The organism is Lentzea nigeriaca, assembly GCF_016907955.1.
Classification (GTDB): domain Bacteria; phylum Actinomycetota; class Actinomycetes; order Mycobacteriales; family Pseudonocardiaceae; genus Lentzea; species Lentzea nigeriaca.
Genome location: NZ_JAFBCX010000016.1, coordinates 22507 through 35393, shown reverse-complemented (window position 1 = coordinate 35393; position 12887 = coordinate 22507). Strand labels below are relative to the sequence as shown.

Annotated in this window: 13 protein-coding genes; 5 read left to right on the top strand and 8 right to left on the bottom strand. The window is 68.5% G+C overall.

Features of this window, described 5'->3' with window-relative positions; all coding sequences use genetic code 11:
- Positions 1-70 precede the first annotated feature (70 nt).
- The 3 genes from JOD27_RS36220 to JOD27_RS36210 all read right to left on the bottom strand — a co-directional run bounded on the left by JOD27_RS36220 (position 71) and on the right by JOD27_RS36210 (position 4896).
- Complete coding sequence (locus tag JOD27_RS36220) at positions 71-853, bottom strand: M23 family metallopeptidase (protein ID WP_239570569.1); 783 nt, start codon at positions 851-853, stop codon at positions 71-73.
- Between the two features lie 799 nt (positions 854-1652).
- Entirely contained in the window at positions 1653-3770 is a 2118-nt protein-coding gene (locus JOD27_RS36215; RefSeq protein WP_239570566.1) for a transglycosylase domain-containing protein, read from the bottom strand.
- A 97-nt stretch (positions 3771-3867) separates the two neighbouring features.
- Positions 3868-4896 (bottom strand): carbohydrate kinase family protein, encoded by a 1029-nt coding sequence (locus JOD27_RS36210; RefSeq protein WP_239570563.1) that lies wholly within the window; start codon positions 4894-4896, stop codon positions 3868-3870.
- A 271-nt stretch (positions 4897-5167) separates the two neighbouring features.
- Here JOD27_RS36210 and JOD27_RS47300 point away from each other — a divergent pair, with 271 nt between their 5' ends.
- The gene (locus tag JOD27_RS47300) at positions 5168-5257 is read left to right on the top strand and encodes a hypothetical protein (protein WP_372441785.1); all 90 of its coding nucleotides are present in this window, start codon (positions 5168-5170) and stop codon (positions 5255-5257) included.
- 60 nt (positions 5258-5317) lie between these two features.
- On the opposite strand, the gene shbA is transcribed toward JOD27_RS47300, so the two are convergent.
- From shbA to JOD27_RS36180, 5 genes are all read right to left on the bottom strand, one after another.
- A complete protein-coding gene (shbA, locus tag JOD27_RS36200; RefSeq protein ID WP_204766850.1) occupies positions 5318-6013 on the bottom strand; it encodes an RNA polymerase sigma factor ShbA in 696 nt (231 codons plus the stop codon).
- 146 nt (positions 6014-6159) lie between these two features.
- Positions 6160-7386 carry an SAM-dependent methyltransferase gene (locus tag JOD27_RS36195; protein ID WP_204766849.1) on the bottom strand — a complete coding sequence of 409 codons (1227 nt, stop codon included), beginning with the start codon at positions 7384-7386 and terminating at the stop codon, positions 6160-6162.
- Entirely contained in the window at positions 7383-8066 is a 684-nt protein-coding gene (locus JOD27_RS36190) for a DUF1365 domain-containing protein (RefSeq protein ID WP_307830532.1), read from the bottom strand. Before JOD27_RS36190 ends, JOD27_RS36195 begins: the two co-directional genes overlap by 4 nt.
- Positions 8063-9301, bottom strand: coding sequence for an NAD(P)/FAD-dependent oxidoreductase (locus JOD27_RS36185; protein WP_204766848.1), 1239 nt, complete (start codon positions 9299-9301; stop codon positions 8063-8065). Before JOD27_RS36185 ends, JOD27_RS36190 begins: the two co-directional genes overlap by 4 nt.
- Entirely contained in the window at positions 9294-9932 is a 639-nt protein-coding gene (locus JOD27_RS36180) for an alpha/beta hydrolase (protein ID WP_307830531.1), read from the bottom strand. The genes JOD27_RS36185 and JOD27_RS36180 overlap by 8 nt, the downstream gene beginning before the upstream one ends.
- Positions 9933-10056: 124 nt before the next feature.
- Between JOD27_RS36180 and JOD27_RS36175 the strand changes: the two genes are divergently transcribed.
- From JOD27_RS36175 to JOD27_RS36160, 4 genes are all read left to right on the top strand, one after another.
- A complete protein-coding gene (locus JOD27_RS36175; protein WP_204766846.1) occupies positions 10057-10881 on the top strand; it encodes an alpha/beta fold hydrolase in 825 nt (274 codons plus the stop codon).
- Positions 10882-10886: 5 nt separating this feature from the next.
- On the top strand, positions 10887-11078 hold the full coding sequence (locus JOD27_RS36170; protein WP_204766845.1) for a helix-turn-helix domain-containing protein: 192 nt from the start codon (positions 10887-10889) through the stop codon (positions 11076-11078).
- Positions 11079-11146: 68 nt separating this feature from the next.
- A complete protein-coding gene (locus JOD27_RS36165) occupies positions 11147-12301 on the top strand; it encodes a glycoside hydrolase family 88/105 protein (RefSeq protein WP_204766844.1) in 1155 nt (384 codons plus the stop codon).
- A gap of 9 nt (positions 12302-12310) precedes the next feature.
- Positions 12311-12883: a nucleotidyltransferase family protein gene (locus JOD27_RS36160; RefSeq protein ID WP_204766843.1), complete on the top strand. Its 573-nt coding sequence runs from the start codon at positions 12311-12313 to the stop codon at positions 12881-12883.
- Positions 12884-12887: the final 4 nt, after the last annotated feature.

Sequence of the window (12887 nt, the reverse complement as noted above, 5' to 3'; positions counted from 1 at the left end):
GAGCCTCATGCCGGGCGGCGTGGCCGGAGATTAGTCGTTTCCGGCCCCTTGCGGGAACGTGCCGAGACGTCTACAGCGTGACGCCGCGCTCCGCGAGCCAGCCCGCCGGGTTGATCTTCTGCGAGCCACCGATCCACACCTCGAAGTGCAGGTGCGGCCCAGTCGACTGCCCGCGGTTGCCGATCGTCGCGATCTGCTGCCCGGCCTTGACCTTCGCACCCTGCGGCACGTCGATGGTGTTCATGTGCCCGTAGACGGTGATGGTCCCGTCCTCGTGCTGAATCCGAACCCACAGTCCGAACCCGGACGCGGGACCTGCCTCGATCACCGTGCCGTCCATGGCGGCCACGATGGGTGTTCCGATGGCGTTGGCGATGTCGACACCGTTGTGGCTGGTACCCCACCGGGCACCGAAGCCGGACGTGAACGTCCCCTGCGCGGGCCGCACGCACTTGGGCCTCTTCGCCTCTTCCTCGGCGGCGATACGAGCCTGCTCGGCCTTGGCGGCCGCCTGCCGTTCGGCGTAGGCACCCTCCGCGAACCGGAGCGCCTCCCGAACGCGGAACTGCACCTCGATCTGCTCGGCCTGCAGCAACTTCCGCGTCTCGGCGCTGGTGTCCATCGCGTGGACGGTCTTGATGCCCTCCGGCGGCGGCGCCATCACGGCCGCGAGGTCCTTCGTAGCGGCGACCGGCACGATGCGGTCCACGGGAGTGACCGTCGCCATCGCCTGGGTGAATCCGGCGCCGGCCAGGGCGCCCGCGGCGACAACCGCCGCTACGGCCTTCTTGCGGTCCAGGTCCACTCTGGCCAGTACGTCGACCAGTTGACCCTTCGCTCGATGCCGTGCCAAACCTGCCTCCATGCACTCGGGGGAGTTCGGCTAACCGCTGGGGTGCTTCGGCGTTCGGGCGCCTGGGCGGGGCTGGGCCCTTGGGGCTTGGGGAAGCCCCGTGCGGACTGGACCGTTTCGGGAGAGATCCGTGTCCTTGCGGTTATCGAACCGTGACATGCGGCGGTGAACGTAACCTCGTGTCACCGGCATGGGCAAGCTATGTGGGCGTTTAGGTGATGAGGGCCACGGTTGGTCACTCTATGTAGTTGAAGCTCTGAGGCGATGGTTAACGCGCTTTAGACCAATCCCTGTCTTGGTGTTTGTACTGGTCAGTCGCTTTATCGTGAAAGCATTTGCGGTGTCGCTGGGGTGGTCTGCCTGGGCTGTGGTGGTTACGTGGCGTGCTCGAGGGCGACTGGGCGTGCACTCACGCGGATGTGGTGGTCCGGTTTCGTGGATTAGTCCAGTTCCAGCGGAAGGGGCGGCTTGTGCGGGGTCGGTTGGCAATAGCCCGCTGAGCAGCGATAATTCCGCAACCCGACCGCCCCAACGCGCCCACGCACGCAGGCGATTGGCGCTTTACTGTCCGGCTCGCTTCGAATCGCCACGCGGGGTGCCCGGCGCCGCCGACCCGCCACACCACCCGCGCCACGCACCCCAGGCTGGGCGCGCGGGCCATGCCGGGCGCCCTCCACCCCTCGCCGCGCTCGATGCCCGTAGCCCGCGCGGGTGCTTCATGAACGTCGGCGCCTCCCCCAGGCAAAGCAAAAAGCCGCCGGACGCGGTGGCGTCCGGCGGCCCTGGGATGGGTCAGGCCCTACTTGTAGCGGACCGCGGCTGGTGGCAGCGGGGCCACTGGCAGACCCTCGTGGATGGCCTTCATCGCGTTGAACCACGTGGGGGCCGCAACCTGGCCACCGAAGACGCCCTGGCTGGCGCCTGGGCAGAGCCGGATCGGGTTGGCGCAGATCACCTCGGGGTGGTTGCCGTCGGCGTAGGTCATGACGGCGCCCGCGTACTGCGGGGTGGCAGCCAGGAAGGCCACCGACTTGTGTTCTTCGGTGGTGCCGGTCTTGGCGATGGTGGGGCGGTTCCAGCCCGAGGAGGAGGCGGCGGCGGCTGCGGTGCCCGAGCCCACGGTGTCGTGGGACATGCCCTGGGCCAGGGAGTTGGCCAGGTCGGTGTTCACGGCCTGCTCGCAGGGCTTTTCCTTCAGCGGGAGTTCCTTGCCGTGGCGGTCGAGGACCTTCTCCACCGGGGACGGCGGGCACCAGGTGCCGCCGGAGACGATGGTGGCGGCCACGTTGGCGAGTTCCAGGACGCTGGTGGCGCCGGGGCCGAGGGTGTAGGAGCCCGCGTTGTTCTGCTTCGTCCAGTCGCCCTGGGACGGGCCGTTGGACTTGTCTTCCTTCAGGGGCTCGCCCGAGCGGTTCACGCCCTGGAGGGTTTCGCGCATCCCCAGGCGGTAGGCCATGTCCACGACGCTGTCGAGGCCCGTCTTCTCCTGGAGGATCACGAAGCCCGTGTTCGGGGAGGTGGCGAGGGCCTGGGTCAGCGACATCTTGTCGTTGTACTTGCCCGCGTTCTCCACCTTCCACGGCGCGCCGCCGTTCGGGTAGACCTTCGAGTAGTAGGTGGCCGGGACCTGGATCTCCTTGTCGATGCCGATGACACCCTTTTCGAGGGCCGCGGCGGCGGTGAAGACCTTGTTCACCGAGCCGGGGCCGAACGGGAGGACCTCGGCGGGCACGGGGCGGGCGACCTGGCCGAGTTCGGCCTTGTTGCCGTAGTCGCGGGAGGCGACCAGGGCGCGGACGCGGTGCTTGTCCTTGCCCGGTTCGACGACGGACATGACGTTCGAGATGCCGTTCTGGGTCTTCGGCACCTGCTGCTCGGCCGCCTGCTTCGCCGCCTTGGTGGCCTTCGGGTCCATCGTCGTCCTGATGGTGAGGCCGCCGCGCTGCAGTTCCTTGTTCGTGATGCCGGACTCGCGCAGGTAGTCGAGCAGGTAGGAGCAGAAGAAGCCGTAGATCGGGCCGTCACCGGCGCCGACGCAGCCCTTGGGCAGGATCTGCAGGTCGTCGACCACGCCCAGCGGGGCGGCCTTGAACTCCTCCGCCTTCTTCTGGGCCTCGGCCTGGTCGGTGCCGAACGCGCCGTTCTCGCGCATCTTGTCGATCACGATGTTGCGGCGTTCCAGCGCCTTGTCCGGGGAGGCGCCGGGGTTCAGCGACGACGGGCGGTTCGCGATCGCGGCCAGCAGCGCGGCCTGCGGCACGGTCAGCTTGTCGGCCGTGGTGTTGAAGTACGCCTTGGCCGCCGCGCCGACGCCGTAGGTCTGGTTGCCCAGCGGCACGATGTTCAGGTAGCCGGTGAGGATGTCTTCCTTCGACGTCTGCTGCTCGAGCTGCAGGGCGATGCGGGCCTCGCGCATCTTGCGGCCGATCGTCGCCTCGGTGGCCTTCTCCCAGGCCTCCTGCTCGTTGTCGGCGCCGAGCACGAACGCCATGTAGTTCTTCACGTACTGCTGGGTGAGCGTCGAGGCGCCCTGCGTCGCACCACCGTCCACACCGGCCTTGGCGGCGGCACGGGCGATGCCCTGCCAGTCGACGCCTCGGTGGTCGTAGAAGCGCTTGTCCTCGATCGCCAGGATGGCGAGCTTCATCGTGTCCGAGATGTCCGCTGACGCCAGCGGAATCCGGTACTGGTCGTACAGATAGGCGATCGGGTCGCCGTTCATGTCCGTGATCGTCGTGACGAGCGGCAGCTCCGCCTTGGCGAGATCACCGGACGTCTTGTCGACCTCGTCGGCCGCGCGGTTGGACGCGAGCCCGAGGCCTCCGACGAACGGGAACACCATCGCGGCGAGGAGGACACCCGCCGTCAGGCACAACCCCAGCAACTTGACCAAGCCTGACGCGCGTGCGGCGAACAAACCCGCAACTCCTTCCGAACGAGCACCCCAGAGATCTCTACCTATAAGTCGCGCGAGAGGCCCGTGAGGTTGCGTCCGCTGATCGACTGATTTCAACCTACCGGAGCAACCTCAGGCCGATCGTCGGACTAGCCCTTCGCACCTCCACGCCGGCGTGGTCGGGAAGCAGGTCGTCGAGGAACCCGTAACGGGCCAGCTCCTCGTCCGGCCGCCTGCTCACCGTCCGCCACCAGACCGCGATGTCTCCCCAGCCCGGTGCCGACAGCGAACCGCCGAAATGTTGCACGGACAGCGCGGCGCACAGGTTGGCGAACCGCACCCGGTGCTCCAGTGGCCACCCGGCCAGAGTGCCCATCACGAACCCGGCGCCAAACACGTCACCGGCGCCCGTCGCGTCGAGCTGGGCGACGTTCAGCCCCGGCACGTCCGCGGTTTCGCCGGTAGAGCTGTCGACCGCGACCGCGCCGCCTCCCCCTCGTGTGACGACCACCACCGGCACGTGCTCGGCGAGCTTGCGCGCCGCGGCCTCCGGCGAGTCGGCGCGCGTGTAGCCCTGCGCCTCCACGTGATTCGGGAGGAACACGTCGTAACCCTCGAGCCGCCGCAACAGCTCCGGCGACCACGCCCCGGTGCGGTCCCAGCCGATGTCGGCGAAGAGCAGCGCGCCTTTCTCCTTCGCCGTGCGCACCCACTGCTCGTCCTCCGCCTGGATGTGCACGAAGCACGCCTTCGTCAACGGCGGCGGGTCGAGGAGATCGTCCGCGCACACCGGCGCCTTGTGGCCGTGGGTGACCATCGACCGGTCGCGCTCCATCGCCATGGACACGGTCACCGGCGAGTGCCACCCGTAGAAACGACGGCAGTAAGAGAGGTCGACCCCCTCCTGCTCGGCCAGCACGTCCCAGCAGAAGTCGCCGTACGCGTCCTCGCCGAACGCCGCCGCCAGCGCGGTCTTGAGCTCCAACCGGCGCAACGCCACCGCGAGGTTCGCGATGCCGCCCGGACACGACCCGAGCCCCTCCGCCCACACCTCTGTCCCCGCGGCCGGTGGGCGGGGCAGGCCGGTGAAGATGATGTCGAGGAAGACGGTGCCGGTGAGCAGCACGTCGAAGTCCGGATCAGCCATGCACAAACCATGCCATCCGACACCGACAACCATGAGCTGGAAACGGTCACCGACCTCGGGACATCTCTTCCGCGGCAGTCTTGATGTGCTCGTCGCGCAGCTCGATCAGCCGACGCAGATACCGGTCGAGCGGGCCGACCGGCGTGGCGAGCTAGACGACGTCGCGCATGAGGGTGCCGCCCCGGACTCGTCACCAACCTGAGCCCCGACCTCCTCATGACCGGGGCAAGCCAGAAACACGGCATCCTTGGCAACACGGGACGGCAAGCCGGTGCCCGAACCACCCACCGGGACGCGTCTCCGGATCCTGCCTGAACACGCCTGCGCCACCGCCGTCCAGCACGACCGCACCACGTCGTGAGCAGCGGCGCCCCGCTCGTCGAGGCGACGTGGCCACGCCTTCGCGGCTGGTGACAGGAGGTCAGCCCTCCTCGGCGATCATCTCCCGCATCCTCGTGAGCGCACGGTGCTGTGCGACCCGCACCGCACCCGGCGTCGACTCCACGGCCAGCGCGACCTCCTCCGCGGACAGCCCCGCGGCCACCCGCAGCACGAGGATCTCGCGCTGGCGGGCCGGTAACTTGTGCAGCAGCCTCGTGACCTGGGCCATCATCTCGCCGTTGACCGCGTGCTGCTCCGGGCCGTCCTCCAGGGAGGGGCAGTCGGGCAGCTCCGGCACGACCTCGGCGCGGTTGCGGACGGCGCGGCGACGAGCGTCGGCGACCTTGTGCGCGGCGATGCCGTAGACGAACGCGAGGAACGAGCCCGGCTCGTAGCGGTACTTGGACAACGCGCCGAGCACCGCCACGCAGACCTCCTGCGCGATGTCCTCGGCCGAGACGAGGGTGCGCTCGCGGCCTCCGACACGGGCTCGGCAGTAGCGCACGATCAACGGCTGGATCCGGCCGAGCAGATGCTCGACCGCCCGTCTGTCTCCGTCTAGAGCGGCGTCGACGAGGTCGGTGAACTCCGCTTCGACGAGCCACTGGTTGGAGACCGGTGCCTGGCGCACCCGACGGCGCATGGGCACCGTTGGCTGGTTCCAGCCCCCTGCGTCTTCAACAGGCGAGAGGACCGCGACACCGCCACCGGACCGCACGGCTGTGGGTTGGACCATCCCGGCGACCTCCTCCACTACAGCGACACTGGGGCTTCCACAGAAGAAGAGAACGCAGCGAGCCGTTTGATACCGCCTGCTTCCAAGAGGACCACGAAGTCCAGCTGGACGGGGAAAGCAGCACCCTATTGAGGTAGAACGTGGTCCTAACGGCCCAGTCTTTCGGCCATGGCGAACTGCTGGACTCCGAGGTACCCGACGCGGAATCCGGCCTCCGAGTAGGCCAGGTAGAACTCCCACATCCGGCGGAAGGTGTCGTCGAAGCCGAGCTGTTTCACCTCGTCCCAACGAGTGAGGAAGGCGTGCCGCCACCGCTTCAGGGTCTCGGCGTAGTCGTGCCCGAACGACCGCGTCTCGACGATCCGCAGCCGGGTGTGGTCGCGCACGGACTCCTCGATCGAGCGAACCGACGGGATGAGCCCGCCGGGGAAGATGTACTTGTGAACCCAGGTGTAGCTGGCCTTGCTGGCGATCATGCGGTCGTGCGGCATGGTGATCGCCTGCAGCCCCACCCGGCCGCCCGGCGCGAGCACGCGGTCGAGCATCGAGAAGTACGCGGGCCAATATTCGGCACCGACTGCCTCGATCATCTCGACGCTGACGACGGCGTCGTACTGACCGTGCTCCTCTCGGTAGTCCCGCAGCTCGACCGTCACCCGATCGTGGAGCCCTGCGTCCCTCGCCCGGTCCAGTGCCAGCCTGCGTTGCTCTGCTGAGATCGTCAGCGACGTGACGGTGGCGCCTCGCTCGGCCGCCCGGATGGCCAGTGCGCCCCAGCCCGTGCCGATCTCCAGCACCCGAGAGCCGGACCGGACGCCCGCGTAGTCGAGGACGCCGTCGATCTTGCGCAGCTGGGCCGTGCGCAGGTCGACGTCCCGGTTCTCGAACAGCGCGGACGAGTACGTCATCGTCTCGTCGAGGAAGGCCGCGAACAGCTCGTTGGACAGGTCGTAATGCCGGTGGATGTTCTGCCGCGACCCGGCGACGTCGTTGACCTCGGTCTGCGGCCGGTCCACCCACCGCCGCAGCCGCTGCAGGCCGGGCGGGATCAGCGTGGTGAGCCGCGCAGCGAACGCCGACAGAACGTCCGCGAGCTCGTCGGACACCCAGTCGCCCACCATGTACGCCTCGCCGAAGCCGATCTTCGCGTCCGCGCCGAGCCGGTGGAAGAACGCGGCGGGCCGCACCAGGCGCATCACGGGCCCGCCGGCGCCCCAGGTCCTGCCGTCGGGCAGCCGGACGGTCACCGGCAGCGTGCGCACGGCCTTGCGGAACAACGACTCGGCGATCCGCGCGCGCAACGGCGAGCGCGGCGTGGTGAACAGGCCCGGCCAGATGCCCTGGTTGGGCCGGGGCAGCGACAGCGTGCTCATTGACTGCTACTCCTGGGAACGATCGGCAGGCGCCTGAGGTACAGGGCGATGCCATGACGGCGGATCAGCGCGGAGACGCGCTGGGGCATCAGCGGCCGGCGCAGCAGCATGCGCGGCCCCGTGCTGCGCTCGCCCCGCATCGTCGCGCTGAAGGTCGTTTTCCCGTTCTGCCGCAACGCGATGGTCACGGACAGCTGTTCGCCCGGTTTCGGCAGCCGCATCACGTAGTGGCCGTCGACCTCGAGGAACGGAGAGACGTAGAACTCCTTGTCCACCGACGCCCGTCCGTGGTCGTCGGTGCGCAGCAGGTAACAATGCCGCCCGCCGTAGGTGTTGTGGACTTCCGCGACCACGCACACGAGCGCTCCGGACGCGTCGTGACACCAGTAGACGGACAGCGGGTTGAAGACGTAGCCGAGTACGCGGGCGTTGGCGAGCATCAGCACCTGCCCGCCGTCCAGCTCGATCCCGCGATCGGCCAGCCACTCTTCCAGGTTTTCCCGAATGGACTTCGTGGGCGAACCGAGATGGTCGCGGGATTCGAAACGCGCGAACGGCTTCACCCACCACGGCAGGCGCGGCAGCTCGTCGAGGTCCACGAGCCACATGTAGGCGCGGTGGCTGAACGTCCGATCGATCAGCTCGCGCCTGGTGTGGGTGATGACGACGTCATAGATCACCAGTCGACCCCGAAATGCCGTGCAGCGCGCACTCCGGACGCGCAGCCGTCCTCGTGGAAGCCCCAGCCGTGGTACGCACCGGCGTACGCGGTGGACGGGGAGTTGATCTCGGGCAGACGTCGTTGCGCCGCAACGGATTCCGGCGTGTAGATCGGATGCTCGTAGACCATCCGCGCGAGCACCCTGGCCGGGTCGACGTCGTGCGGGTTGAGCGTGACGACGAACTCGCGCGGTTCGTCGAGCCGCATCAGCCGGTTCAGGTGGTAGCTGACGAGCACCTGGTCGTCGGCTTCCCGGCAGGCTCGCTTGTAGAGGTTCCACGACGCCTTGGCGCCGCTCGTGCGCGGCAGGATCGAGGCGTCGGTGTGCAGCCAGGTCTCGTTGCGGGAGTACTGGAACGCGCCGAGCACCTCCTTCTCCTCGTGCGTCGGATCGGCGAGCAGGCCGAGCGCCTGGTCCGGATGCGTGGCGATGACGACTTGGTCCGCGGTGTGCAGCACGTTGTCGTCGTCGCGGATCTCCACGCGGCCGCCGGACCTCGTCACCGACCTGATGGGAGTGGAGACGTGCACCGCGTGCAGGTTCTTCACCGCGCGGTCGACGTACGTGCGCGAGCCGCCGACGACGGTCTTCCACTGCGGAGTGCCACCGATCGAGAGCATGCCGTGGTTGCCGAGGAACTCGAACAGGTACCAGGCCGGGTACCGCATGCTCAGCGCCGCACCCGACGACCACACCGCGCTGACCAGCGGGATGATGAAGTGGTCCACGAAGTACCGCGAATAGCCGCCGATCGCGAGGAACGCGCCGAGCGTGACGTCGTGGGCCTCCTCGTGGTCGAGGACGCGCTGGGCGTGCCGGTAGAAGCGCGTGATCTCGCCGAGCATCCGCACGTACCGCACGTTGACGGCGTTCTCGGGACGGGCGAACAACCCCGGCAGCTTCTTCGCACCCGCGTACTCGAGCCCGCAGCCGTCGCACCGGACGCTCATCGACATCTCGGAGTCCTGAGTGGACACACCCAGCTCGCGGAAGAGCCTGATCAGGTTCGGGTACGTCCGTTCGTTGTGGACGATGAACCCCGAATCCACCGCCACGCCACCGATGCCGTGGGTGTGCGCGTGTCCGCCGAGCCTGTCGTCGGCCTCGAACAGCGTCACGTCGTGCCGGCGTTGCAGCACGTAGGCGGCAGTGAGCCCGGCGACCCCCGCCCCGATGACGGCGACCTCAGCCACGCGAACCTCCTAGAGGGACGTCGAGGCCACGCGGACAGGCCTCCCGCATGGCATTCGCGATGTCCGGCGCCACCGGTTCGAGCCCGAGCTCACCGTGCGCGAAATCGACGACGAGCCGCGTCCAGTCGCGGGCCCGCCTGAGCATCGCGTGGCCGTCACCCTCGACGTTGAACCGCGCCACCCGGTCCGTGACGGTCTTCGCCTGGCGGGCGAACCACAGCGACTTCGCCGGATCGGTCATTCGCTCCTGGTCGCCGTGCGCGATGAGCAGCGCCTTGCCCTTCAACTGCTCGAACGGGTCCCCAGGGACGATCCACGGCGCGAGCGCGCACACCGCCACCACACTCGGATGCCCTGCGACCCTCAGCGCGGTCCTGCCGCCCATGGAGTGCCCGACGAGCACGACGGGCCTGCCCGGATGCATCTCGGTGATCTTGTCGAGCGCCCACCGCGCGTCCTTGACCGGATCGAGGCTCGGCGCGTTCCAGCCGCGCACGCGGTAGCGCAGGTTCCACACCTCGACACCGGGTGCCCGCAGCGCGCGGGCCAGCGGAACCATCCGCAGGTACGCGAGGTTGTGGCGCCGGACGGGTTCGGTGCCGTGTTCCCGTCCGCCGTGCAACACGAGCACGACGGCATTCGTATCGCCCGGCGGTTTCAGCACGTCGACATGCGGATGCACACTTGATGTTCGTGAGGCCACGTCTTTCGGCTCGCCCGTTGAGAGCCGGGTCACACAGGTAGGGTTCGAACCTGTGATCGACCACCTCAGCATCGAGACCGAGGCAGGCACCTTCGACGCCATCGCGTCCGGCCCCGAGGACGGCCGCCCGGTCCTGCTGCTGCACGGCTTCCCGGAGGCCGCCATCGAGTGGGAGCACCAGGTCGCGGTGCTCGGCCAGAACGGCTTCCGCGCGGTCGCCCCCGATCAGCGCGGCTACTCCCCCGGCGTGCGACCGGAGCAGTCTGGCGAGTACACGGTCACGCACCTGGTCGGCGACGTGATCGCGATGGCCGACGCGCTCGGCTGGGGAAAGTTCGACCTCGTCGGCCATGACTGGGGCGGCGCCGTCGCGTGGTGGACCGCGATCGACCACCCGGACCGGCTCCGCACGCTCTCCGTCTTCTCCACCCCGCACCCCGGTGCGTTGAAGACCGCGCTGCAGACCGACGAGGAGCAGCGGATGCGGTCCCAGTACATGCTCGACTGGCGCGAACGCAGCACCGAGCGCCGCATGCTGGAGAACAACGCCCACGCGCTGCGGCAGATGTTCGAGTACCGCATCCGGCCGTCGCACGTCGACGAGTACATCCAGCGGCTTACCGAGCCGGGCGCGCTGACGGCGGCGTTGAACTGGTACCGCGCGGGCAAGCCGCAGGGCGCCGCGGACAAGGTCAGCGTCAAGACGATGTACGTCTGGAGCACCGAGGACGTCGCGTTCGGATCGGTGGCCGCGTTCGAGACCGAGAAGTGGTGCACGGGGCCGTACCGGTTCGAGATGGTCGAGGACGTGAGCCACTGGATTCCCGAGGAGATCCCGGAGGCGGTGAGCTCCCTTCTCCTCGAACACCTCGGCTGAACCCGATGCCGGTCGATCAGGCAGCCGAAGTCATCGGACTTCTGCCGGACGGCGCGACAGACCATCGGGTCGCCACCCGCCTCGGTATGAGCAGCGGCAGCGTCCGCCCTGTGGTGGTTCATCTGCAACAGCGCTTCGGCACCCGGTCACGCATGGCGCTCGGCTGCCAACTGGCCAGGTCCGAGAACCAGGGCTAGACATCGGAGTTCTAAGTCAGTTAGGTCGTGGGTGCCGCCGCCAAGGCATTCCCTTGGAGGGAGCACGCATGACCACGTCCAGGCGCGACTTCGTCAGACTCGGCGGCGCCGCACTAGCCGGTGGCGTCGCTCTGAACACCGGTACGGCTTCGGCGAAAGAACGCGTCGACTGGTCCGTCGAGGTCGTCGAGTCGACCATGAAGCAGTACACGCCGGAGACGCTCGGCGGCTGGGGCTACACGCGCGGGCTGTACCTGTGGGGCCAGTGGCTCGTCTTCCAGCGCACGAAGAACAAGAAGTACTTCGATTTCATCAAGGCGTGGGTGGACCGGTTCGTCGGGCCGGACGGGAAGTTCACCCGCACGTTCACGCACCTCGACTCGATGCGCGCGGGCCAGCTGCTGCCGCTGCTCTACACCGCGACCGGCGACGTGCGGTACCGCGTGGCCTCGACGCAGATCCGCGAGCGCCTGAACACCTACTCGCGCACCAAGGAGGGCGGCTTCTGGCACGCCGAGGGCGGCACGCGCGACTGGCAGAACTGGTCGGACGGCGTCTACATGGTCGTGCCGTTCATCATGCGGCACGGCTACACGTTCGGGGAGAAGGACTGGGCGACCGCGGAGGCGTTGCGGCAGCTCTTCGTCTACGCCAAGAACCTGCAGCACAAGGACGGCCTGTTCCACCACGCCTATGACGAGTCGCGCACGGCCTCGTGGGCCGACAAGGTGACCGGCGTGTCGCCGGAGTTCTGGGGCCGGGCGATGGGCTGGTACGCGATCACGTGCTGCGACGTGCTGGAGGACCTGCCGCGCACGCACCCCGACCGGCCGAAGCTGATCGCGATCCTCGGCAGGCTCATCGCGGCGCTCGCGAAGCACCAGGACCGCGAGACCGGGCGTTGGTTCCAGGTCGTGGACAAGGGGTCCAATCCGCAGAACTGGACAGAGACCTCGTGCTCATCCATGTACTCGATGGCCATCTCACGGGCCGTCGAACGCGGTTATGTGTCGCGCAGGTACGACATCGTGGCCAGGCGCGGCTACCGCGGGGTGCTGGAGCGGGTGTCGATCACCGCGCAGGGCCTCACCGAGATCTCCGAGATCTGCGTCGGCACGAACGTCGGCGACCTGCCGTTCTACCTCGCGCGACCGCGGGCGGTGAACGACCTGCACGGCATCGGGGCGTTCCTCATCATGAACGAGGAGTTCCAGAGGCGGTAGCTTCTGGGTATGCGCGTGGCCGGCCTCCTGCTAGCTGCGGGGGCCGGCCGCCGGTTCGGCACCCCCAAAGCCCTTGTTTCGTTGCAGGGCAAGCTCTTCGTCGATTCGGCGGCCGAGCTGTTACGCGCTGCCGGGTGCGAGCCGGTGGTCGTCGTGCTCGGCGCCGAAGCGGACGAGGTGCGGGCGAGGGCCTCTTTGGACGGCGTGACCGCCGTCGACAACCCGGACTGGGAGTCCGGCATGGGCTCGTCGCTGCGCACCGGCCTGCATGCCGTCGGCATCGTCGACGCGGTGGTGGTGCTCCCCGTGGACACACCCGGCGTCACCGTCGCCGCCCTGCACCGCCTCATGGAGCTGGCCGAACCGAAAGCGTTGGCGCGCGCGGTCTACGACGGCGTCGTGGGCCACCCGGTGCTGATCGGCTCCGGCCACTTCGCGGGCGTGATGGCGTCGGCGGCCGGTGATCAGGGCGCGCGGGACTACCTCAAAGCCAACACCGTCCGCCACGTCGAGTGCGCTGACGTGGCGGACGGCGCGGACGTCGATCGACCGGAGGACCTCAGGCCACGGCCACCCGCATAGGCGG